Origin of the sequence: Kitasatospora sp. NPDC057940 (assembly GCF_042887425.1) — a bacterium.
Lineage (GTDB): Bacteria > Actinomycetota > Actinomycetes > Streptomycetales > Streptomycetaceae > Kitasatospora.
The window spans coordinates 128202-149927 of record NZ_JBHVPH010000009.1 but is presented as its reverse complement, the minus strand read 5'-3'; the positions used below and the strand labels follow the sequence as shown (position 1 = coordinate 149927).

Here is a 21726-nt window from a genome sequence, read left to right as displayed (position 1 = left end):
CGCGGGGAACCGCGAGCGGCGGCCGTCACACCCCGATGATCTCCACCGCCGAGCCCAGGCCCCGGAAGTCCGCGACGTTGCGGGTGTACAGCGGCAGGCCGTGGGCCGAGGCCACGGCCGCGATCATCAGGTCGATCCGGCGCGGGCGCGGCTGCCGCCCCGCGGCGATGGTGAGGGTCACCAGCGTGCCGTAGCGGGCGGCCGCCGCCGCGTCGAAGGGCAGCGGGTCGAAGTCGGCCATCGCCGCGCCCAGCACCTCCAGCCGGGCGGCCCGGCTGACCGGGTCGCGGGCCATCGACACGCCCTGTTGCAGCTCCGCGAAGGTGATCGCGGTCAGCTCCGGCACGGCCGGCAGGGCCGCCGGGGAGAGCAGGGCCAGATCGATGTAGACACAGGTGTCGAGCACCCCGGCCGGCCGCCGCCGGGCTGCCCGCCTGCGCTCAGCCACGCCGCCGCTCGAACGGGTCGTCGCCCTCGTCGCCCACCAGCTCCTCCGGCCCGAGGTACTCCTCGGCCTCCTTGCGCATCTGCTGGTAGTCCACCCGCGGCAGCTTCACGTGCCGCGCCACCAGCTCCTCCGCCGTGAGCCGCCGCCGTCCGGACACCGGTCGCAGCTCCGCGACCTCGACCCCGTTCCTGGTGATGTGGAAGGTCTCCCCGGCCTCCACCGCGTCCATCACCGCGGCGGAGTTGTTCCGGAACTCCCGCTGGGTAATTGTCTTCATCCCTCCACGGTAGCCCCGTGTAGCACCTGCGGCTACGCCCCTGCACCGCCTCGCGAAGCACCTCGACGCGGCGGGTGCGCCACGGGAATTCCGCGCTGGGCGGGAACTCGGCGGGCCCGGCGATCGTCCTGAACGTCTGAAGTCCGGCCCCGAGTCCATGGGGCCGAAGCCCGAGGGCCGCGAGGCCCGTGCGGCCCCGGGTCCGTCACGCCGAAGGAGGAGCAGCGCATGACCGTCGTCGCGATGCTGCTCGGGCTGCTCCGGGTGCTGACCGGGGAGCTGGTGACCGAGGGCGGGACGGTCGCGTCGGTGGCGGCGGTCGCCGCCGTGGCGCTGCTGGCCGGTGCGGTCGCGGGCACGCTGGCGGGGGCGCGGCTGTTGGGGGCGCGGGCGCCCACGGCGGTGCGCAGCGGGGTGCTGCGGCGGCGCGCGTTCCGTACGGCCTTCCTGCCGCAGCGCGATCCCGATGCCCGGGGCAGGCGACGCCCGAGGGCACCGGGTGCGGCCCCGGCGGCCGCGTAGCTTCGTCGTCTTCCGCCGTTCCACGCGGCCGTCCTCCGTCGACCACTCGTTTTCCGAGACCCCCGGAGGGCTCGCTCCACCATGTCCGTTCTCGCTGTTCTCGACCCGGCCGTCGCCGTCGCCCATGCCGCCGTCGCCGCGCTGGCCCAGGTACTGCCGACCGCGCTGGCGATCGTCCTGTTCACCGTCGCCGTCCGGCTGGCGTTGCATCCCTTCGCGCGCGCGGCGGCGCGGGGGGAGAAGTCGCGGGCGCGACTGGCGCCGAAGGTCGCCGAGGTGAACCGGCGGTTCAAGGACCGCCCGGAGAAGCTGCGGGAGGCGCTCGCCGAGCTGTACCGGGAGGAGCGGGCCTCGCCGTTCGCGGGGTGTCTGCCGATGCTGGTGCAGATTCCGTTCTTCTCGGTGATGTACCGCCTGTTCACCACTCCGAACGGCCTGCTGGACCACACCCTGTTCGGCGTGCCGCTCGGCCTGCACGTCGGGAGCGCGCACGGCGCCGGGCAGTTGGCGGTGTTCGGCCTGCTGTACGCCGGGCTGGCGGCGGTCGGGTACGTCAACTTCCGCCGGGCCAGGCGGGCGGCGGCCGCGCAGCCGACCCCTCAGCCGGGGGCGGGGCTGCTGCCCTACCTGTCCTTCGGGTCGGTGCTGTTCGCGATGCTGGTGCCGGTGGCCGCAGCGCTCCACCTGGTGACGACGAGCACGTGGACGGCCGCGGAGCGGGCCTGGCTGCACCGGGGCGGCGCACCGGCGCCGGCGACGGCGCTCGCGCTGTGAGCCTCGCGCCGTGAGCACCGCCGCCGAACCCGCTGATCTCGGCGGACCCGCCGAGGCCGCCGAGGCCGCCGACCCCGCCGGCCTGCGTCAGAAGTGCCGCAGCAGCTCGGGGAAGGCGGCCAGCTGGAGCGTCGCCTCGTCGGGGCCGAGGTCCTGGTGCTCCAGCACCCAGGTGTGCTCGTGCGGGATGAAGACCGTGCGCAGACCGGCCTGGCGGGCCGGGGCGATGTCGGACTTGGGCGAGTTGCCGATCATCCAGGTCCGGTCGGGGTCGAGGCCGAGCTCGGCACTGAGCCGCCGGTAGGTGTCCGCCGACTTCTCGGCCACGATGTGGACGCCGCGGAAGTGGTGGTCGATCGTGGAGGCCGTCACCTTGCGCTGCTGCTCGTCGAGGTCGCCCTTGGTGAGCAGCAGCAGCTGGTGGCGTCCGGCGAGGTCGGCGAGGGTGTCGGCGACGCCGGGGATCAGCTCGATCTCGCGGTTGCTGAGCGGAGTGAGGAGACCGTCGATCCGGGCTTCCTCGGCCGGGGTGGGGGTGAGATCGCCGTTCAGCCGCCGCAGGCAGTCGGCGAGGCTCTGCCGGAACACGGCGGCGCCGTAGCCGAGGGCGGCGGAGTTGGCGGCTTCGATCTCGTTGAGGACGGCCCTGGCGCGCTCGCGGTCGGCCGGGGTGGCGACCCAGTCCAGGAAGCCGCCGATGACGCGCTCGAAGAGGACGTTGTTCTCCCAGAGCGTGTCGTCGGCGTCGAAGATGAGGGTCTGGTCGGTGTGCATCCGGGTGTGCTCCAGCGGGGTTCGGAAGGTCAGGCGGGGGCGTCGAGCAGGCGGCCGGCCCGGTCGAGCGTTTCGCGGAGGTTCTCCTCGGTGGTCCGCTGCCGGGCCTCGGCGATGGTGAGCCACTCCAGCGGGGCGGCGGGGTTCTCCGGCCGCGCCCGCTCCGGGGTGCCGGTGGCCAGCAGGAAGCGCAGGTCGGCGTGTTCGTGGGCCGGCTCGACGGGCGAGGCCGGGACGGGCACGACGGCGAGGTGGACGAGGGCGGCGTCGGGCCACGGGGTGAGGTCGGTGAGCCCGGTCTCCTCCAGGCCTTCGCGCAGCGCGATGTCCAGCGGCAGGGTCTCCCCCGGGTCGCCGTGGCCGCCGACCTGGAGCCAGGCCTGCTGGCGCACGTGCCAGCGCAGGAGGACGCGCCGGGTCGGCGGGTGGACGATCAGCGCGGAGGCGGTGAAGTGCAGCGGCGTCCCGCGGTCCCAGGCGTCGGCGGCCCCGGCGAGGTGGCGGACGCGCTCGTGGTCGGCGGTCTCCGTCGGGCCCTGCGGCCGGTGGCCGGCCAGCAGTACGGCCAGGCCCGGGCTGTGCGCCGCGCCGCCTGTGGTCACCATGATCAGCACTCCTCGTTGCGCTCCGGACCACGTCAACCGGCTTGCGGGGGCGGGTGATCGGGGCCGGGGCTTCCGGTTCCGACGAACCCGCGAAGCCTAGCCTCGGGGCTCTCCGGCGGCCCACCGGTTTTCCTCCCGGGGCCGCCCGGCAGGCGGCTCCCCCGCCTCCGGACGGCGACGAGGGGCCGGTCGGGACGGCACCCGGGAGGCCGTAGCCTGTGGTGATCGTTTCGGGACAGGTGGAGGGATGTCGTCATGGTGGCTGCTCCGGCGCTCGCGGACTTGCGCGAGGTGTGCCAGCCGCAGGCCAAGCTGCAGAGCCGCAACGGTGAGCACTGGGCGGGACGGCTGTACATGCGCCGCATCTCGCTGCGCACGACCCGGCAGTTGGTACGCACCTCGGTGTCGCCGAACACCCTCACCTGGGTGATGGTGGTCTGCGGGGTCGGCGGCGGGGCGGCCCTGCTGATCCCCGGCCTGACCGGCGCCGTGCTGGCGGCGGTGCTGTTCCAGCTGTTCCTGCTCTTCGACTGCGTCGACGGCGAAGTGGCGCGCTGGAAGCGCCAGTTCAGCATGGCCGGGGTCTACGTGGACCGGCTCGGCGCCTATCTGGCGGACGCGGCGCTGATGATCGGCGCGGGCGTGCGGGCAGCCCGGGGCGGGTCGGAGCTGTGGGTGTCGGTGGGCCTGGCGGCCGCGCTGGGCGTGGTGCTGCTCAAGGCCTCGACGGACCTGGTGGACGTGGCCCGGGCCCGCAGCGGACAGGCCCCGGCGGACGAGGAGTCCACCCAGCCGCGCTCGCAGGGCATCGCGACCGCGCGCCGGCTCGCCTCGGTGTTCAAGATCCACCGGGTGACGAACGGCATCGAGGCCTCCCTGGTGCTGCTGGCGGCGGCCGTGGTGGACGCGGCGCTCGGCAACCTGGACGCGACGCGGGCGGCGGTCGCGGGGATCGCGGTGATCACCTGGGGCATGGTGGTGGCGCACCTGGCGTCGATCCTGTCCTCCTCGCGCCTGCGCTGACGGGCGGCGCCGCCGCGCGGGCGGGCGGCCGCCTACGCGCGGGCTTCGGCCCGCGCGTCGGCTTCGGCCCGCGCATCGGCTTCCGCCTGCGCGTCGGCTTCGGCCCGCGCGTGGGCGGCGAGGATGGTGTCGAGGAGGCCAGGGAAGCGCTGCTCCAGGTCGACGGCGCGCAGGGCGGAGAACTTGCGGTTGGCCTCCTCGCGCTGGCGGATCAGGCCGGACTCGCGCAGCACCTTGAAGTGGTGACTGAGGGTGGAGGGGGCGACGTCCACCGGGAAGGTGCCGCAGGCCCGCTCGGGTTCGGCGCGCAGGATGCGCACGATGGTCATCCGGGTGGGGTCGGAGAGCGCGTGCAGGACGTCGAGCAGGTCGATCTCCCCGGTCGCGGGGTGGGCGAGCGCCGGTCGGCGCCGGGTGCTGCGGGGCATGATCCGACCTCCCTGATCTGCGGTTGATCCGCGCTCGATCAACGTTTGATCCGCGCTTGATCTGCGATGTTCGACAATGATCGAAACTGCGTGGTACCACTGCCCCACGTCAATTTCGTCGTTCGTCGAACATCGTAGCCGAGGGGGACCGACATGCGCGCACTGGTGATGACCGCACCCGGTGGGGCCGAGCACACGGAGATCCGGGAGATCGAGGCCCCGAGCCCCGGCCCCGGCCAGGTGGCGGTCGACGTCGCCTACGCCGGGCTGAACTTCGTCGACGTGATGGGCCGCCGGGGTGACGCCGGCTACGTCACCGCCTGGCCGTACCGGCCGGGCAAGGAGGTGGCCGGCACCGTCCGGGCGGTCGGCGAGGGCGTCACCGGACTGGCGGTGGGCGACCGCGTGGCGGCCGCGCCCGTCGGCGGCGGCCTGGCCGAGGTGGTGCTCGCCGAGGCCGCGCTCACCGTGCCCGTCCCGGACGGGCTGGCGCTGCGCGAGGCCGCCGCCGCCCCGCTGGGCCTGGCCACCGCCGTGCTGCTGCTCACCGATGCCGGCCGGCTCACCGCCGGGGACACCGTCCTGGTGCACTCGGCCGGCGGCGGGATCGGCCACGCCGTCGCCCAACTGGTCCCGCTGATCGGGGGCGGCGGCCGGCTGATCGGCACGGTGGGCCGCCCGGAGAAGGCGGCGGCCGCCGTCGCCTCCGGCTACCACCACGCCTTCGCCCGCGACGAGGCGCTGCCCGAGGCCGTCCGGGCCGCGACCGGGGACCGGGGCGTCGACCTCGTGCTGGACCCGCTGGGCACCGAGGCCCTGGAGCTCGACCTCGAACTCACCGCACCCGGCGGCCGGATCGTCCTCTTCGGCAACGCGGGCGGCGGCGCCGTCGCCGACCTGCCGCCGCTCGGCCGCCTGATGGCCGGGAACCTCACCGTCACCGGCTTCAGCCACCGCGCCCTGGCCGCCACCGCCCCCGAACGGCTGGCCCGCGCCATCCGCACGGTCCTCGACCTGCTCGCCTCCGGTGACCTCACGCTGCCGGTCACCGAAGTCCCCGGCCTGGCCGCCGTCCCCGCCGCGCACGACGCCATGGCGGAGGGGCGGGCCACCGGCAAGTACGTGGTGCGCGTGACCGGTTGAGCCCCGCTCGGGGCGGCGCCCCTTGCGCAGGAAGTCGGGTGGGCCGACTTCCTGCGCAGAGCACAGGACGCAGAACGCAGAGCACGGAGCACGGAGCGTTGGAGGCCGGGCGGGTCAGGGGTTGTAGAGGCCGCCGGCCTCGCCTGGGTCGCCGGGGCCGTTGTAGCCCTGAGGACGGCCCTGGTTCCGCGTCCCGGGCCTGTTGGTCTCGACGAAGCGGCAGGCCGCGAAGTGCACGTCCCCCATGCCGGGCCGCAGGATGTCGCTCAGCAGCACGTCACCGTCGAAGACGATCGAGCGGCCCGCGAGTTGGGGGTCGGTCAGCGTGGCGACGTTGATGACGGCGGCGGCCGGCGTCCCCGGGTCGAGTTCGACGTCGTACCCGCCGCCCACCGGGCTGGCGATCGCCGGGTTTCCCCGGATGGTGAGGCCGCTGGGGTAGGAGATGGTGTAGTTCTGCAGGCTCCGCCCGCCCACCACGGTGCGCGCGGCGCCACGCTCCTGCCCCTGTTCCACGCTGCCACCCCGGTTGGCGCCGTTCTCCACCTGCCCGCCCAGGTCGTCGGGGAGGACCATCCCGTGCTGCGTGTAGAAGTGCACCCTCGTCCCCGCAGGCACCCGGAAGGTGCCGTTCGCGGCCTCCCAGGCGCCGTGACCGCTGAGCACGAGACCGTCCGTACGCGCGGGCGCGGTGTTGTCGGCCTCCCAGTCGTCGTCCGGGTTCTGGTGATTGATCATGGGCCGGTTCTGGTCGGACGCGCGCTGGATCCCGGTCGCGCGGAGCATCTGCACGACGGCCGCGTTGCCGTGGCTGCTCTGGAGGCCGAGCAGCGACTGGGCGGCGGCCTGCGCCCGGTTCGAGTTCCTGGTCGCCGAATCCGAAGTACGGGCCGGCGTGCGGGCCTTGCCGGCGGCGGCAGCCTTGGTCCTGTCGTGGGCGTGCATCGTCCCCCTCTCGACTCGAAAGCTCACTCTCCTGGATATCGGTGACGCCGGCCCGGGCGCCAGGTCCGTACGGGCAGTGCCCGCTGCCTGAAGGCGCACCGCGCGGTGCCCCGGGCGGCGCGGTGCCCCGGGCGGAGGTCAGGCCGCGGGTATGCCCGCCGCGTAGAGGCCGGCCCGGCTGCCGCGGTAGGCGACGCCGCCGAAGGCCGTCAGCGAGAGGCCGGTGTACTCGGTGCCGAACTTGGCCGGATCGTCCTGCCATTGGAGCCGGCCGGTGGCGAGGTCGAGGGTGTGCAGCCGACCGTCGTTCAGCGCCACGTAGACCCAGCCGTCGGCGACGGCCATGGTGTTCATGCCCCGGCCCAGGCCGTCCGGCACCGAGGAGGTCCACCGACTGCGGCCCGTACTCGCCTCCACGGCGATGACCCGGTCGTTGTCGAGGAGGCAGAGCGTCCCGTCGGCGACCGGGGCGGGATGGACACCGGGGTGGCCGAGATCGTCGCGCTGCCAGAGCACCCGGCCGGTCGCCGCGTCCAGGGCGGAGACGGTCGAGGCGGCCCCGGTCGAGGCGGAGGTGGCCGAGGCGGTCGGGGCGGAGGCGGCGGAAGTGGACAGGTAGAGGACGCCCTCGTGGACCACGGGCCGGTCGACGAGCTTGCCGACGGCGGGCTGTTCCCAGCGCCGCTCACAGGTCTTCGCGTCGAGGGCGGAGATCCCACCCGCGGGGGCGGCGAGGTACACGGTGCCGCCCGCGACCGCCGGCCCGCAGGCGGCCTCCAGCGGGCCGGCCCAGCGGGCCTCGCCGGTGGCCGCGTCGTAGGAGTGGACGCGGCCGTCGCAGATCACGAACACGTCCCCGCCGACGGTGGGGCCGTCCGTCCATCCGGACAGGTAGCCCTCCGGCGCGGGCACGGCCCACCGAACGGCTCCGGACGCGGCGTCCAGGGCGTGGACGTGGGAGTCGGTGGTCACGCAGACCAGTCCGTCACCTGCGGCTATCGGCCAGCCGAAGTTGCTGTCGGCGGGGTTGCGCGAGGCGACCTCGACGCTCCAGCGCGGGGTACCGGTCCGCGGGTCGAGGGCCCGGACCGTGCCGTCGAAGTCCGCGACGTAGACATCCGACTGCGGAGTGGCCGACAGGGCGACCCGGCTGCCGGTACCGGTCCGGCTCCAGACACGGTGGCCGGTGTCGGCGTCCCGCCGCGCCCACCAGCCGATGCCCCCGACGGTGACGGCGGCCGCCGCCACGCCGGCGACGCCCAGCAGCATGCGCCGGCGGCTGACATGGGGGCGGACGGGATCGGTCTGCGATTCGTTCGAGGTCACACCGAAGGTGACCGTCTGCGCCCGCCGCCGGTTCCACCGCGCGGGCGAGCTTCACAGAAGACGCCGAAACAGAAGGCGCCGAAGCGGGTGGCCAGGATGCAGCCGGGATTCTGAAGGTCGCGCGCAGGAAGTCGGACCGGCCGACTTCCTGCGCGGGAGCTTAGCTCAGGCGCCTGGGGGTTCGCGGCCGGGTCAGACGATCAGGTTGCCGGGCTCGTCGAGCCACACGTGCTGTTCGCCGGTCGGCGTCATCGTCACGCCGAAGCGGGTGAGGTCCGGTTCGCCGTCGGCGAGCCATCGTCGGCGGGCGCGGACGATCTCGTCCCACAGGCGGCGGGGCCCGGCCTGCTGGACCGCGTCGGCGGCGCCCCAGTCGTGGTGGCGGACGGACGCCCAGGAGCCGGCGCCGTCGGAGAGCCGCATGCGATAGGTGCCGCCGGGGTCCGTGTCGTCCCAGGTGTGGTGATACCGAACGCCAGGCACCCGGAGGCCGATGGCGAACGCCACGTCCACGTTCTCCAGCGCCAGCTCCGGGTCGATCGACGACGAGCCCCGGTGGATCGGCCGGTCGGTCGGTTCGGTCACCGGGTGGGGGCGCTGGCTGCGGACCCACATGAAGCTGACGTTGTCCACGAACCTGCCGTGGGAGGGCTCCCCCGGACCGCCGACCACCAGGCGCAGGAGTCCGGCGTTGGCGTAGGGCGTGCCCCAGGGGGTGACGATCACGCCGCCGGGGCGGGTCTGTTCGAGCCAGGCGCGCGGCAGTCGGCGGACCGCCGCCGTGGAATGGACGCGATCGTAAGGCACCCGGAGGGGCTGCCCTTCGAGGCCGTCGCCGGTCGAGCAACTGGGGTGGAATCCTGCTGCGGTGAGTCGTCGGGCCGCAGCGGCGGCGACCGCTCGATCGACCTCGACGGTGGTCACGTGGGCGTCGCCGAGCCTGGCGGAGAGGAGCGCGCTCGTCCATCCGGTGCCGGTGCCGATGTCGAGCACGGTGTTCCCGTCGACCACGTCCAGGTGCCGGAGCATCCGCGCGACGAGGGACGGCATGGAGGCCGAGGAGGTGGCGATGCCCAGCCCGATATCGAGGCCGTCATCGATCTGGGTGACCACCACCTCGTCGGCGTTCACCAGGGCCCACCAGGCGTCCGGGTGGTCGGCCCGGGTGATCAGGCCGTAGCCGGTCGGGCTGTCGCCGTCCGGGGCCCAGACGGAGTCCGGAACGAAGGAAGAGCGCGGGGCACGCTCGAACGCGCCCCGCCACCCCTCGCCCAGCGCCCCCGCCGATTCCATCCGGGTCAGCAACTGTGCGTAGTCGTCCATCAGTTGGCGCTCACTTCTTCGGCGGCTTCACGGGCTTGGTCCACTGGCCGTCGGACTCCTTCGGGGACTGCTTCTTGTCCCCGTCCTCGCCACCCTTGCCGTCTCCGTGCTCGCCCATTCCGGCTCCTCTCGATCGGTGCCGGTCACTCGGGTGCCGGCAAGGTCCTGTCCGGCACGGTAGAGGCTCAACCCTGCCGGCATGCGACGCATTTCTCCGCATTTCTCCTGTGCGCGGCGAGGCTTCCGCAGGTTTCTCAGGTGGCTGCCAGTGCCAGCGCCGAGCGCGCACGGGCGATCAGCCGGTGTGCCGCGGGGCCGTGCACCGCAGCATCGTGCAGCTTGCCCCAGACCTTCCGGTACAGCGCGATGTCGACGGGTTCATCGAGCCACAGCTCGGCGTTCCACGTCTCGACGATCGTGAGCCTGTCGTCGTAGATCCAGAAACCGTGCTTGGGAATGACCGCCACCGGAGCCCCGAGCGGAACGATCCCCACCTCAACCGTGTCGAGCCCCAGCAGGCCGCCCAGACGGTCGAGTTGAGCGGCCAGGACGTCGGGCGGACAGATCTGCACGTACAGTGCGGCCTCGGACATGATGCAGCGGAAGCGCTTCCCTCGCTGGTAGAGGGACTCCTGGCGCTTCAGCCGGGCACATACTCCTTCCTCGATGTCACGCGGCCCGTCATCCAGATCGGTTGCGCGAGTCAGGACGTGGCGGGCGTATTCCGCGATCTGGAAAATGTCCGGGATGATGGCGGGTTCGTAGCCGGTGGTCACCGCCGTCTCCCGGCCGTGCCTGACTCCGGCCTCCTCGCGCACCCGGTGCCCGCCAGCCAGCACCCGCTTCCATCCCCGATAGCGGGACTCCAGGCCTTGCAGCCTGCCTTTCAACTCGGCAGCGGCGTCCGGACGCCCCAACGCTTCGGCCCACGACTGGAGATCCGCGGGAGTGGCCGTCTGCTTGCCGTTCTCCAGCTTCGAAATCTTCGACGCCGGCCAGCCCAGTCGTCCGGCGAGGTCGCGGCCGTTCACGCCCGCCTCGGTGCGCAACTCCCTTAGCCGCACACCGAGAGACAGCCGGGCCTGCTGAAAATCGGTACTCACCACCCGGAGGCTACCTGTCGACCGAACTCGCACGTCGGAGCCGCGAAGTGCCTTGCGGCATCGCAGGCTTGGCGCTCGGCGAGCACTGCGGGGGTGACCGTGCGGTCGTGGAGGTGACGGGCGCGGGTTTCGCAGAGGGCGCCGAATAGGGAGGCCAGGAGGTTGAAGGTCAGGAGGCCTAGCATCGGCGGCGGTCCCGCTCACGCTTGTACTCGCGGAGGAGGGCGAGGAGGTTGATGAGGGTGCTCGCCGGGATGTTGCCGAGGGAGACGAGGGCGCGGCCGTCGAGGTTGGTCTCGCCGGCCTGGGCGGAGGGCCAGAGGAGCCCGAACTCGCGACCCTCGGTCCGGAGTTCGACGATGAGTCCGGTGATCTGGCGGGACGTGAGGTGGCGCAGCGCCGGATCGGCCGGGTGGATGGGGTGGTGGGCGATCACGCGACACCGTCCAACTCGAACCAAACGATTTTGCCCAGCTTCAGGGGGTCGACGCCCCAGCGGTGGGTGAGGCCGGCGACCAGCTGGAGGCCCCGGCCGGACTCGGCGAGCGGGCACGGCGTTCGCTGCTCGGGGAGGGCGGAGGAGCGGTCCGCGACGGTGACGCGGAGGGTGTTGGAGAGGGGGTCGGAGAGGAAGTGGATGAGGACGACGGGGGAGGTCGTCTCGCCGTGACGCCAGGCATTGACGATCAGTTCGACGAGGGCGAGCTCGGCGTCCGCGATGGAGGAGGACGACCAGCCGACGCGGGTCATGCCGTCGCGGAGGGTGTCGCGAGCGAGGGTGAGGGAGGGGGAGTTGAGGTTACGCACAGGGATCTCCCGGAGAGGTGAAGGGGAAATGCCGAGCGGGCCACTGACGCCCAGCTCGGTGATCGGTGCGTCACCGACTGTAGAGCCGGTGGTACATGTATCGGTACTTCTACCCCGTTCTTCACTCGATCGATGGATTGCTGGACCCTTCGCGGGATCGCGATGGATGCTTGGGTCATGCCACCACGAACCACCCCGTCAGCCAGGCAGGAACGAGTAGGCACCGAGCTGCGGAAGATGCGCGACTGCGCGGGCCGCACAACTGCCGAAGCCGCCGCGCTGTTCGGATTCGCCCGACCGAAGATCACGCAGATCGAGAAGGGGCAGTACCCGATCAGCGCCGAACGGGTACGCATGCTCGCCTGCGACTACGAGGAGGGCGATCACGCCTTCGTGGAAGCGCTCGCGGCCATGGCCGAGGAACGCCACAAGGGTTGGTGGGAGGACTACCGAGGGGCCGTGCCGCCTGGCTTCCTCAACATCGCCGAGATGGAGTACTTCGCCAGGGGAATGCTCACCTATCAGATCTCGCACGTTCCCGGCGCTATGCAGACAGAGGAGTACGGGAGAGCCATCTTCAAGGATGTCCACCCGCCGCTCTCACCCCGTCACGTCGAAGCCCGCGTTGAGCATCGAATTCAGCGTTCGGCGTTCCTGATGAGAGAGGGAGCCGCGCCATACTCCGCGTTGGTCCACGAGGCCGCTCTGCGCATGCTGTTCGGCGGCCGTGACGCCGCAAAGCGACAGATGGACCAGCTACTTGAGTACTCGGACCTTCCCCACGTGACGCTTCGGGTGATCACCTTCAGCACCAATGGGTTCATGGGTGCAGGTCAAGGCATCATCCACGCGAGCGGGCCAGTGCCCCGCCTGGACACAGTTCAGCTCGACACCGCCAACGGCCCGGTGTTCCTTCACGAGCAGAAGTTGATGGAGAACTATCGCCACATCATCGACAGGATGACCGAGCGATCACTCACCGAAAGCCAGTCTCGTGACGCCATCAGGCTTATCAAGAAGGAGATCTAGAGCCATGGAAATACTCGACTGGCGGCGTCCTGAGGCTTGCGGCGAGGGCGCGAGCTGCCCGGAGGTAGCCGTCACCTCCGATGCCGTCTATGTCCGCAGCAACCTCCGGCCCGAGGCCATCGCCCAACTCACCACCGACGAATGGCACGACCTCGTCTCCGCCATCCGCGCCGGCGAGTTCGACGTCTAACCCACCGCATCGGGCGGGCCGTTCGTCGAACGGCCCGCCCTGGCCGTCCCCTTGAGCCCCTTCCGCCCCTGCTAACCCAGTAGTCCGATAACCCCATATTCACAAGACGGCCTGATCCCACCGCTCCCCAACCACCCCCGTACGACCATCGGTTTGCCGCCGAGGAGGGCCGGGGTAGTGCCGAGGAGTTCGCACTCCCACGGACCTCAAGTCCGGTGCGGGCACTGATGTTTAGACATTGCGAAGGGATCGATATCCATGAACAGGACCCTCCGGAACGCCCTCGTGGCAGTCGCCGCCGTCGGCGCCCTCGGCGTCGCCGCTGCCGCTCCCGCCATGGCCGCAGACACCACGCCGGCCCAGCCGACGGCCCGGGTGCAGGCGCAGCTCAGCAACCCGAAGACGGTCAAGGCCGACGACTTCAACAAGGCCCGCGACATCCTGATCAAGGCGGGCAGCAAGACCGCCGAGAAGACCCACCCGTCCCACGGCGTCAAGGACGTCCCCGTCTCCTACGGCACGAGCCTGCTCGCCGAGGCCCGCGACGAGTTCCGCGCGACGGACAAGAACCTGCCCGAGAAGGACAAGCAGTCCGGCATGTCCCACGCCCACTACAAGGCCGTCCACGACGCGGCCAAGAAGATGGGCATCGACACCTGGTAACCCCGCCCGGGCCCTCGCGCGGCCTCCCCGCCGCGCGAGGGCCTGCCGCCTCCCCCAGCTCTACCGGTCTCCCGGCCTCCCGGCCTACCGGGGCGCCGGGCCCTGCCTGCTCGGCCGGCCGTCCGGGTCGACGGTGAACACCGCGGTCTCGGTCCCCTTCACCCCGGTCACCGCGATCCGGTCCGGCCCTGACCAGTCGACCCTGCCGAACTCGCCGCCACGGATGTCCCATTCACCCAGTTCCCAGTGGCGGGCGGACCAGCCGCTGCCGGTCAACAGCTCGACCCGGTAGATCGGGTCGATCGAGAAGGCGACATCGGTCACGGTCAGCACCCGGTCCGGGTGCTCCGGGTGGCTCTTCCGGCTGACGGGCTGCCCGTCGCGGTCGAGCAGCAGCGACAGGAGCACGGCCACCCCGGCGAGGAAGACGAGCGACACCAGGGCGGCCGCGCAGCCGACCTGCGACCACCAGGTGCGGAACTCGAACTGGATCACCAGCGAGACCACGGCCAGCACGACGGTGGCGCCGAGCAGCGGCAGCGGATGGTTGAGCCAGCGCTCGACCTCCACCAGCCCTCCTGAGAAGGAGGCCTGATAGCCCGGCAGATAGACCAGGAACGCCGCCAGCGCCACACCTCTGAGCCACCACACGATCCGCTTGCGACGTGCCGCCGTCATGCGCCCCTCCCCAGGGTGAGCCTTTGCCCGGACTTTACTACCGGATGTCCGGCGGTTGGGGCTCCGGTCGGCTCCGGCCCAGGCCCGGACGTACACCGGCACCGGCCACGACTCAGGACCGGCCAAGACTCAGGACCGGCCACGACTCGGCACCGGCCACAACGCCGGGAGGCCCGGGCGGACATCGCTGTCCTCCCGGGCCTCCCGCTGCCGGCCGTACCCCCGTCACCGCCGGTAGAAGATGCTCCTCGACCAGAAGAAGCCGATCAGCGTCAGCCCGGTGCACCACGCCAGCGCGCTCCAGGCGCTGTTGCCGATCGGGGCGCCCATCAGCAGCCCCCGCAGGGTCTCGATGATCGGCGTGAACGGCTGGTACTCGGCGAACCACCGCAGGGCGGTCGGCATCGAGTCGGGCGGGACGATCGCGCTGCCGATGAAGGGCAGGAACTGTATCGGCATCGGCAGGTTGCTGGCGCTCTCCACCGTCTTGGCGACCAGCCCGATGCCCGCCGATACCCAGGTCAGCGCGACAGTGACGAACAGCAGCAGTCCGACGGCCGCCAGCCATTCCACCAGCCCGGCGTTGGGCCGGAAGCCCATCGCGAGGGCCGCGCCGGCCACCAGGACCAGGCCGAGCATGGTCTGTATCACGCTACCGACCACGTGCCCGGCCAGGAAGGCCGAGCGCGAGATCGCCATCGTGCGGAAGCGGTTGACGATGCCTTCCGTCATGTCGACGCAGACCCCGATCGCCGTGACCAGCGACCCCGAGGCCGCCGCCATCAGCAGGATGCCGGGCGTCACGTAGTCGATGTAGCTGCCGCCGCCGATGCCCGCGCCGAGCGCGCCGCCGAAGGCGTAGTTGAACAGCAGCAGCATCATGACCGGCATGATCACGACCGCGAAGGTCAGCGACGGGTACCTCAGCGCGTGCTTGAGGTTGCGTCGCAGCATGGTCAGCGAGTCACTGACCGCGTAGCTCACCGAAGCGCTCATCGGGCACCCTCCCCGGTCAGAGTGAGGAACACGTCGTCCAGATCGGCCGTCTCCACGACCAGCGCCTCGGCCCGGACCGAGGCGTTGTCGAGCGTGTCCAGCACCGCCTTCACGGTCACCACGGAGTTGTCCCCCGGGATGTCCAGCCGCAGCGCCTCGGTGTCGACCACCGCGTAGTCGAACAGCCCGGCAGCAGCCCCCAGTTGGGCGGCGTCCGCGAACTGGAGCCGAATCCGCCCGCCGGGGACGATCCGCTTCAGCTCATCCGCCGTGCCCTCGGCGACGATCCGCCCGCCGTCCAGGACGGCGATCCGGTCGGCGAGTTCGTCGGCCTCCTCCAGGTACTGGGTGGTGAGGAAGATCGTCACCCCGTGGTCGGCGACCAGCCCCCGGATGATCTCCCACATCGTCCGCCGGCTGCGCGGGTCCAGCCCGGTGGTCGGCTCGTCGAGGAAGATCACCCGCGGATCGCCGACCAGCGTCATCGCCAGGTCGAGCTTGCGCCGCATGCCGCCGGAGAAGGTGACGACCGGCTTGCGCGCCGCCTCCGCGAGGTCGAACCGCCGCAGCAGGTCCTCGGCCCGCCTCCGCCCCTCCCGACGGGGGAGGTGGTTGAGGTCCGCCATCAGCAGCAGGTTCTCCTCGGCGGTGAGCAGGTTGTCCACCGCCGAGAACTGGCCGGTGACACCGATCGCCGCCCGCACCCCGGAGGCCTGCTCGACCACGTCGTGCCCGGCCACCCGGGCCACCCCGCCGTCGGCCGGGATCAGGGTGGAGAGGATCTGCACGGTGGTGGTCTTGCCGGCCCCGTTCGGCCCTAACAGGGCGAACACGCTGCCCTCCGGGATCTCCAGGTCGATGCCGTTCAGCACGGCCTTGTCGCCGTAGGACTTGGTCAGTCCGACTGCCGAGATCGCCGCCATCACGCCCTCCGGATCACAACGTCGCCGAGCTGGGTACGGCCGCGGACCTCGACGGTCTCCCGGGCGTCGCCCGGACCCTGCGCCGTGCCGAGGGCGTTGCGCACGGTGCCGACCTTGCTGTGTATGTCGAGCCAGGCCGCCGTGCCCTCCGCGATACCGACCTCCAAGTCCCCCAGGGAGGTCTGCATGGTGACCTGGCCGCGCTCCACCCGACCGATCCGGATCGGGCCGTGCGCCGTCTTGGCGTCCACCCCGGCGTGGGCGGTGCCGACCTCGATCCGGCCGAAGGAGGAGCTGGCCTTGAGCGCCCCGTGGACCTCGCGGACCTCCGTGTCGCCGTTGCTGTTCTTGACCGTCAGCGCGCCCCCGACCGTGCCGACCGCGAGCCGGCCGAGCCCGGAGATCTCCGCGTCCCCGTCGACCGAGTCGACCCGGACCTCCCCGTGGTCGGTCTTGAGCCGCGCGCTCGCGGCCTGCTCGACCTGGATCCGGCCGAGCGAGGTCTTCAGCCGGCAGTCGCCGAGCGGGCCCTCGGCGACGAAGGTGGCCATCGGGGCGTCGGCGTTGACCTCGGAGCCCGCCGGCAGCTCGATCAGGATGTCGATCGAGCCGATCCGGCCGAACGGCGAGCGCTTCTTCGGGCCCTTGAGGGTGAACCGGCCGCCGGCGTAGTCGACCTGGGTCTGCTGGGCGGCCTTGACGTCCGCCTCCTCGGCGGGGTTGGCGGGCTTGACCTCGACCACGGTGTCGGTGCGCTTGCTCGCGCTGATCCGCACCGAGCCGATCTCGAATTCGAGGGTGACCGAGATCGGTCCGTCGGTCTCGTACGTAGGCATGGCTGTCCCGTCCTCTTGACTCTGATGGGTGTTCCCGCTGGTCGGAGCGGGGGTGACGTCGTTGCGGATGGAGCGCGGATGGAGCGGATGGAGCGGGTCCGGCAGGCGGAGCGGATGAAGCAGGTAGAGCGGGCGGAAGCGTCAGTGGACCCAGCCGGTGAAGCCCTGGCCGCCGCGGCGCGGGCGGACCGCGGGCTGGGGGGCCGGTCTGACAGCCGGGCGGGCGGCCGGCTCGCCGGCCTCCAGCGCGCCGGCGACGGCCCGGACCAGCCAGGCGTTGAGCGAGAGGCCCTCCTGCCCGGCGGCCTCCTCGGCCCGGGCCTTGAGGTGGGCGGGCAGGCGCAGGTTGATCCGGGCCGTGCCCGTCTCGTCCGACTCCGGCACCACGGGCGGCGCCACTGGCACCACCGGTGCCACCGTCGGCGCCATCGGTGGCACCACGGGCGGCACATCACCGTGGAAGGTGTCGGCGCCGGGCGGTACGGTGACCACGAACTCGGGATCGAGCCCGCGCAGCCGCACGTCCACCGAGCCGGGGGCGAGCTCGCGGGTCACTTCTCCCATCGCGGCCGAGAGCGCGTTGAGCAGGGTGAGCCGCACGGCCGAATCCAGCGGCAGCGTCAGCCGCTCGGCCAGCGCGCGGGCTTCGTCCCCGCCCGTGCCCGCGGCCACCGCGAGCTCGTTCCGAAGGTTTTCGACGTACGGCGTGAGGTCCATGGCTTCAGCATGGCACAGCAGTGGTGCCATGTCGAGCCATTAGTGGCGCCATTTTGGCACCACCTCCGGGCGGGAACAGCGAACCGCCCCGCCGACAGCTGCCGGCGGGGCGGTTCAGGGGCACTTCACGGGGCACTTCGCGGGGCGTCCACCAGGGCGGACGCCGGGAATCAGGCCTTCCAGCCCGCCAGGTACGTGTCGATCTCGCCGACCAGCCGCGCCTTGCCCGCCACGTCCAGGAAGGACGCCTCGACCGCGTTGCGCGCCAGCGCCGCCACCCCGGACTCGTCCAGGCCCAGCAGCCGCGCCGCGACGGCGTACTCGGTGTTGAGGTCGGTGCCGAACATCGGCGGGTCGTCGCTGTTGATCGTGACCAGCAGCCCGGCGTCCACCATCCGCTTGATCGGGTGCTCCTCGATCCGCTCCACCGCCCGGGTGGCGATGTTGGAGGTCGGGCAGACCTCCAGCGGGATCCGGTGCTCACCCAGGTAATCCAGCAGCGCCGGGTCCTTCACCGACTGCGTGCCGTGCCCGATGCGCTCGGCGCCGAGCACCCGGATCGCGTCCCAGACCGTCTCAGGGCCGGTGGTCTCGCCCGCGTGCGGGACGCTGCGCAGGCCGGCCGCCCGGGCCCGGTCGAAGTAGGGCTTGAACTGTGGGCGCGGCACGCCGATCTCCGGGCCGCCGAGGCCGAAGCTGACCAGGCCCTCGGGGGCCAGGTCGACGGCGAGCCGGGCGGTCTCCTCGGCGGCCTCCAGGCCGGCCTCGCCGGGGATGTCGAAGCACCAGCGCAGGACGACCCCGAGCTCCTTCTCGGCGCGCAGCCGGGCGTCCTCGATCGCCTCCATGAAGGCGACGTCCGGGATGCCCCGCTTGACCGAGGAGTACGGGGTGATGGTCAGTTCGGCGTACCGGATGTTCTGGCGCGCCATGTCCTCGGCCACGCCGTAGGTGAGCGCGCGGACGTCCTCGGCGTCGCGGATCAGGTCCACGACGCTCAGGTAGACGTCGATGAAGTGCGCGAAGTCGGTGAAGGTGAAGTACTCGGCGAGCGCCGCCGGGTCGACCGGCACCTTCGACTTGCCGCGGTGGCGGGCCGCCAGCTCGGCGACGACGCGCGGCGAGGCCGAGCCCACGTGGTGGACGTGCAGCTCCGCCTTGGGCATCCCGGCGATGAACGCCTCGATGCCCCCCTGGCCACTGGGGTTTCCGATCCGACTTCCGTCCGGCTGGACCACGGTGGTTCCCTACTTCCTCTACGCGCGTACCGACAGGTGCTGGCAAGGATAGGCCGCCCCGCGGTCAGCCTCCGAGGGCGGTCGCCACGGTGTGGATGAGCAGCCCCGCCATGGCTCCGACCACGGTGCCGTTGATCCGGATGAACTGCAGGTCGCGGCCCACGTTGGCCTCGATCTTGCGGGAGGCGTCGTCGGCGTCCCAGCCCGCCACCGTCTCGGAGATCAGCGAGGTGATCTCGGCGCGGTAGGTGTCGACCAGGTACTGGGCGGCGTCCTGGAGCCAGCCGTCCACCTTGGCCTGGAGCTTGGCGTCGGTGGCCAGGCGTGCGCCGAAGCTGCCCACGCCCTCGCGGATGCGCCGGCGCAGTTCGCTGTCCTCGTCTCCGGCCGCGTTCACCACCAGGGTGCGGACGGCCGCCCAGGTGGAGGCGATCAGGTCCTGCACCTCGGGCCGGGCCAGCAGTTCCACCTTGGCCCGCTCCACCCGGGCGATGGTCTCCGGGTCGGTCTGCAGTTCGGTCGCGAAGTCGGCGAGGAAGTTGTCGATGGCGCCGCGGGCCGGGTGGTCCGGGTCGTCCCGGATGTCGGTGACGAACCGCATCAGCTCCTTGTAGACCCGCTCGCCGACCTGTTGGTCGAGGAACTTGGGCGTCCAGCCCGGGGTCTTCTGGGTGACCCGCTGGACCACCTCCTCGTGGTTGGCGGTCAGCCAGCCGTGCGCCCGGACGGCCACCAGGTCGACCACGCCGTGGTGCCCGCCGTCCGCGACCACCTTGCCCAACATCCGGCCCATCGGCTCGGCCACCGAGGTGGCCGCCGCCCGCCTGGTCACCGCCTCGGCGACGACCGCCTGCACGTCGTCGTCCCGGAGCACCGCGAGCACCCCGCGCAGCGCCGCCGAGGCCTCCTTGGTGACCCGCTCGGCGCTGCCCGGCGCGGCCAGCCACTCCCCCAGCCGCCGGGCGATGCCCAGCGACGCGAGGCGCCCGCGCACCACGTGCCCGGAGAGGAAGTTGTCGCCGACGAACTCGCCGAGCGAGCGCCCGAAGGCGTCCTTCTTGGTCGGGATGATCGCGGTGTGCGGGATCGGCAGGCCGAACGGGCGGCGGAACAGCGCCGTCACCGCGAACCAGTCGGCCAGCGCGCCGACCATGCCCGCCTCGGCGGCCGCCGCCACGTACCCGGCCCAGGAGCCGGCACCGGCCGCCTTGGCCCAGGTGGCGAGGGCGAAGACCAGGCTCGCGAAGGCCAGCAGGCCGGTCGCGATGGTCTTCATCCGGCGGACGCCATGTCTCTTCTGCTCGTCGGCGGCGGTGAACCGGACCCCGGGGCCCGTACCGCTGAAGGCTTCGTCACTCACCCCGCCAGTCTGCCCGCTGGCCAGCGCAGGCGAGGGCGCGCCCCGCGATCACGCGCCTGGTTGCGCGCCCGGGCACGCCTCGCGCGCAGCCGGGCGCACGCCCCGTACCCGCCCCCTCACGCCGCGTGCGGTGCGGCTGTGCCCTCCGACGCGGCGACCCGCACGCCCGTCGGAGCCCGCCCCCCCCAGACCCGGCCCAGCACGATCAGGCCCCGCCCAGCACACGATCACGCCCCGCCCAACAGGATCACGCCCCGCCCAGCACGATCCGCCGCACCCCCTCGACCGCCCACGCCGCCGGATCCGTGCACCGCCGCCCGTCCAGCAGCACCCGCACCCCCGGCAGGTCCTCCGGCTCCAGCTCCCGGTACTCCGGGTGGTCCGCCTGGAGCACCGCCGCCACCACCGGCTCCCCCTCGTACGGGGGCAGCCCGAGCGCCGCCAGTTCCGCGCCCCGGTACAGCGGATCGCTGACGTACGGCCGCGCCCCCGCCGCCCGCACCGCCTCGACCAGCGGGAACACCCCGGAGTACGCCGTCTCCTTGACCCCGCCCCGGTACGCCGCCCCGAGGACCAGCACGCCCTGCCCGGCGATCCCGCCCGCCAGCGCGCCGTCCAGCACCCCGACCGCGTACCCGGGCATCTCCAGGTTGGCCTCCCGGGCGGCCCGCACGACCGTCGCGTCCGGGTCGTTCCACAGGTACAGCCGCGGGTACACCGGGATGCAGTGCCCGCCGACCGCGATGCCGGGCCGGTGCAGGTGGCTGTACGGCTGCGAGTTGCACGCGTCGGCGATCTCCGCGAAGTCCACCCCGACCCGGTCGGCGTACCGGGCGAACTGGTTGGCCAGCGCGATGTTGACGTCCCGGTAGGTGGTCTCGGCGAGCTTGGCGAACTCCGCCGCCTCCACCGAGGCCAGCTCCCAGACGCCGTTGGGCCGGGGCAGGTCGGGGCGCGGGTCGAAGTCCAGCGCGGCCCGGTAGAACTCGGCGCCGCGCCGGGACGAGGCCGCGTCCACGCCGCCGACCAGCTTGGGGTAGCGCCGCAGGTCGGCGAAGACCCGCCCGGTCCGGACCCGCTCCGGGCTGAACACCAGCGCGAAGTCCGCCCCGGCGGCCAGCCCGGAGCCGGCCGCCAGCCGGGGCGCCCAGCGGCCCCGGGTGACGCCGACCGGCAGGGTGGTCTCGTAGCTGACCAGGGTGCCCCGGCGCAGCCCGGCGGCGACGGCGTCGGTGGCCGCGTCGAGCAGGCCGAAGTCCGGGGTGCCGTCGGCGGCGGTGACCAGCGGGACGACCAGCACCACGGCCTCGGCGGCGGCGACGGCGGCCGTGGTGTCGGTGGTGGCCCGCAGCCGCCCCTCGGCGACCACCTGCTTCAGCGCCTCGTCCAGACCCGCCTCCCGGGGGAACGGCGGCACGCCCTGGTTGACGCTGCGGACGACCCCGGGGGCGATGTCCGCCCCCGTCACCCGGTGCCCCTTCAGCGCGAACTGCACGGCCAGCGGCAGGCCCAGCTTGCCCAGCCCGACCACGCACACGTCCATCGCCCGGCTCATCCCCGCACCCCGCTCATCCTCGTGTCCCCTTTCCTCCGGGGCC

At 72.4% G+C, this 21726-nt stretch carries 26 protein-coding genes; 7 read left to right on the top strand and 19 right to left on the bottom strand.

Annotated elements, in window-relative coordinates:
- Nucleotides 1–25: 25 nt before the first annotated feature.
- Nucleotides 26–448, bottom strand: a complete 423-nt coding sequence (locus tag ACFVTF_RS17140) for a type II toxin-antitoxin system VapC family toxin (protein ID WP_371518780.1) — start codon at nucleotides 446–448, stop codon at nucleotides 26–28.
- Entirely contained in the window at nucleotides 441–725 is a 285-nt protein-coding gene (locus ACFVTF_RS17135) for a type II toxin-antitoxin system Phd/YefM family antitoxin (RefSeq protein WP_371518778.1), read from the bottom strand. The genes ACFVTF_RS17140 and ACFVTF_RS17135 overlap by 8 nt, the downstream gene beginning before the upstream one ends.
- 228 nt (nucleotides 726–953) lie before the next feature.
- On the opposite strand from ACFVTF_RS17135, the gene ACFVTF_RS17130 reads away from it, so the two are divergent.
- Both ACFVTF_RS17130 and ACFVTF_RS17125 read left to right on the top strand, forming a co-directional pair.
- Nucleotides 954–1247 carry a DUF6412 domain-containing protein gene (locus ACFVTF_RS17130; protein ID WP_063349248.1) on the top strand — a complete coding sequence of 98 codons (294 nt, stop codon included), beginning with the start codon at nucleotides 954–956 and terminating at the stop codon, nucleotides 1245–1247.
- Nucleotides 1248–1328: 81 nt separating this feature from the next.
- A complete protein-coding gene (locus ACFVTF_RS17125; RefSeq protein WP_363583688.1) occupies nucleotides 1329–2021 on the top strand; it encodes a YidC/Oxa1 family membrane protein insertase in 693 nt (230 codons plus the stop codon).
- An 87-nt stretch (nucleotides 2022–2108) separates the two neighbouring features.
- Here ACFVTF_RS17125 and ACFVTF_RS17120 read toward each other — a convergent pair whose 3' ends face one another.
- The gene (locus ACFVTF_RS17120) at nucleotides 2109–2795 is read right to left on the bottom strand and encodes an HAD family hydrolase (protein WP_387814277.1); all 687 of its coding nucleotides are present in this window, start codon (nucleotides 2793–2795) and stop codon (nucleotides 2109–2111) included.
- A gap of 29 nt (nucleotides 2796–2824) precedes the next feature.
- Entirely contained in the window at nucleotides 2825–3400 is a 576-nt protein-coding gene (locus tag ACFVTF_RS17115) for an NUDIX hydrolase (RefSeq protein WP_387814275.1), read from the bottom strand.
- Between the two features lie 255 nt (nucleotides 3401–3655).
- Between ACFVTF_RS17115 and ACFVTF_RS17110 the strand changes: the two genes are divergently transcribed.
- Complete coding sequence (locus ACFVTF_RS17110) at nucleotides 3656–4423, top strand: CDP-alcohol phosphatidyltransferase family protein (RefSeq protein WP_063349245.1); 768 nt, start codon at nucleotides 3656–3658, stop codon at nucleotides 4421–4423.
- A 32-nt stretch (nucleotides 4424–4455) separates the two neighbouring features.
- Here the strand turns inward: ACFVTF_RS17110 and ACFVTF_RS17105 are convergent, their stop codons facing one another.
- Nucleotides 4456–4851: an ArsR/SmtB family transcription factor gene (locus ACFVTF_RS17105; RefSeq protein WP_387814273.1), complete on the bottom strand. Its 396-nt coding sequence runs from the start codon at nucleotides 4849–4851 to the stop codon at nucleotides 4456–4458.
- A gap of 153 nt (nucleotides 4852–5004) precedes the next feature.
- On the opposite strand from ACFVTF_RS17105, the gene ACFVTF_RS17100 reads away from it, so the two are divergent.
- Nucleotides 5005–5994 carry a zinc-binding alcohol dehydrogenase family protein gene (locus ACFVTF_RS17100; protein WP_387814271.1) on the top strand — a complete coding sequence of 330 codons (990 nt, stop codon included), beginning with the start codon at nucleotides 5005–5007 and terminating at the stop codon, nucleotides 5992–5994.
- A gap of 114 nt (nucleotides 5995–6108) precedes the next feature.
- On the opposite strand, the gene ACFVTF_RS17095 is transcribed toward ACFVTF_RS17100, so the two are convergent.
- The 6 genes from ACFVTF_RS17095 to ACFVTF_RS17070 all read right to left on the bottom strand — a co-directional run bounded on the left by ACFVTF_RS17095 (nucleotide 6109) and on the right by ACFVTF_RS17070 (nucleotide 11498).
- Nucleotides 6109–6939 (bottom strand): putative adhesin, encoded by an 831-nt coding sequence (locus ACFVTF_RS17095; RefSeq protein WP_387814269.1) that lies wholly within the window; start codon nucleotides 6937–6939, stop codon nucleotides 6109–6111.
- A 138-nt stretch (nucleotides 6940–7077) separates the two neighbouring features.
- Complete coding sequence (locus ACFVTF_RS17090; RefSeq protein ID WP_387814267.1) at nucleotides 7078–8265, bottom strand: PQQ-binding-like beta-propeller repeat protein; 1188 nt, start codon at nucleotides 8263–8265, stop codon at nucleotides 7078–7080.
- Between the two features lie 192 nt (nucleotides 8266–8457).
- Nucleotides 8458–9588 (bottom strand): methyltransferase domain-containing protein, encoded by a 1131-nt coding sequence (locus tag ACFVTF_RS17085; RefSeq protein ID WP_387814265.1) that lies wholly within the window; start codon nucleotides 9586–9588, stop codon nucleotides 8458–8460.
- 254 nt (nucleotides 9589–9842) lie between these two features.
- Nucleotides 9843–10691 (bottom strand): helix-turn-helix domain-containing protein, encoded by an 849-nt coding sequence (locus ACFVTF_RS17080; RefSeq protein ID WP_387814263.1) that lies wholly within the window; start codon nucleotides 10689–10691, stop codon nucleotides 9843–9845.
- A gap of 178 nt (nucleotides 10692–10869) precedes the next feature.
- Nucleotides 10870–11127: a hypothetical protein gene (locus tag ACFVTF_RS17075; RefSeq protein WP_387814261.1), complete on the bottom strand. Its 258-nt coding sequence runs from the start codon at nucleotides 11125–11127 to the stop codon at nucleotides 10870–10872.
- Nucleotides 11124–11498: an ATP-binding protein gene (locus ACFVTF_RS17070; protein WP_387814259.1), complete on the bottom strand. Its 375-nt coding sequence runs from the start codon at nucleotides 11496–11498 to the stop codon at nucleotides 11124–11126. The genes ACFVTF_RS17075 and ACFVTF_RS17070 overlap by 4 nt, the downstream gene beginning before the upstream one ends.
- Nucleotides 11499–11675: 177 nt before the next feature.
- Between ACFVTF_RS17070 and ACFVTF_RS17065 the strand changes: the two genes are divergently transcribed.
- From ACFVTF_RS17065 to ACFVTF_RS17055, 3 genes are all read left to right on the top strand, one after another.
- Nucleotides 11676–12527 (top strand): helix-turn-helix domain-containing protein, encoded by an 852-nt coding sequence (locus tag ACFVTF_RS17065; RefSeq protein ID WP_387814257.1) that lies wholly within the window; start codon nucleotides 11676–11678, stop codon nucleotides 12525–12527.
- A 4-nt stretch (nucleotides 12528–12531) separates the two neighbouring features.
- Nucleotides 12532–12717, top strand: coding sequence for a DUF397 domain-containing protein (locus ACFVTF_RS17060; RefSeq protein ID WP_371518746.1), 186 nt, complete (start codon nucleotides 12532–12534; stop codon nucleotides 12715–12717).
- 258 nt (nucleotides 12718–12975) lie between these two features.
- Complete coding sequence (locus tag ACFVTF_RS17055; protein ID WP_380374594.1) at nucleotides 12976–13380, top strand: hypothetical protein; 405 nt, start codon at nucleotides 12976–12978, stop codon at nucleotides 13378–13380.
- Between the two features lie 84 nt (nucleotides 13381–13464).
- Here the strand turns inward: ACFVTF_RS17055 and ACFVTF_RS17050 are convergent, their stop codons facing one another.
- From ACFVTF_RS17050 to ACFVTF_RS17015, 8 genes are all read right to left on the bottom strand, one after another.
- Nucleotides 13465–14058, bottom strand: a complete 594-nt coding sequence (locus tag ACFVTF_RS17050) for a hypothetical protein (RefSeq protein ID WP_387814255.1) — start codon at nucleotides 14056–14058, stop codon at nucleotides 13465–13467.
- Between the two features lie 225 nt (nucleotides 14059–14283).
- On the bottom strand, nucleotides 14284–15054 hold the full coding sequence (locus tag ACFVTF_RS17045; RefSeq protein WP_387814253.1) for an ABC transporter permease: 771 nt from the start codon (nucleotides 15052–15054) through the stop codon (nucleotides 14284–14286).
- A complete protein-coding gene (locus ACFVTF_RS17040; protein WP_387814251.1) occupies nucleotides 15051–15977 on the bottom strand; it encodes an ATP-binding cassette domain-containing protein in 927 nt (308 codons plus the stop codon). Before ACFVTF_RS17040 ends, ACFVTF_RS17045 begins: the two co-directional genes overlap by 4 nt.
- The gene (locus ACFVTF_RS17035; RefSeq protein WP_387814249.1) at nucleotides 15977–16813 is read right to left on the bottom strand and encodes a DUF4097 domain-containing protein; all 837 of its coding nucleotides are present in this window, start codon (nucleotides 16811–16813) and stop codon (nucleotides 15977–15979) included. Before ACFVTF_RS17035 ends, ACFVTF_RS17040 begins: the two co-directional genes overlap by 1 nt.
- Nucleotides 16814–16954: 141 nt before the next feature.
- Entirely contained in the window at nucleotides 16955–17530 is a 576-nt protein-coding gene (locus tag ACFVTF_RS17030) for a YlcI/YnfO family protein (protein WP_387814247.1), read from the bottom strand.
- 170 nt (nucleotides 17531–17700) lie between these two features.
- On the bottom strand, nucleotides 17701–18744 hold the full coding sequence (locus ACFVTF_RS17025; protein WP_387814404.1) for an adenosine deaminase: 1044 nt from the start codon (nucleotides 18742–18744) through the stop codon (nucleotides 17701–17703).
- An 88-nt stretch (nucleotides 18745–18832) separates the two neighbouring features.
- Nucleotides 18833–20152, bottom strand: coding sequence for a DUF445 domain-containing protein (locus tag ACFVTF_RS17020; RefSeq protein WP_371522821.1), 1320 nt, complete (start codon nucleotides 20150–20152; stop codon nucleotides 18833–18835).
- A gap of 223 nt (nucleotides 20153–20375) precedes the next feature.
- On the bottom strand, nucleotides 20376–21671 hold the full coding sequence (locus ACFVTF_RS17015) for a nucleotide sugar dehydrogenase (protein WP_387814402.1): 1296 nt from the start codon (nucleotides 21669–21671) through the stop codon (nucleotides 20376–20378).
- Nucleotides 21672–21726: the final 55 nt, after the last annotated feature.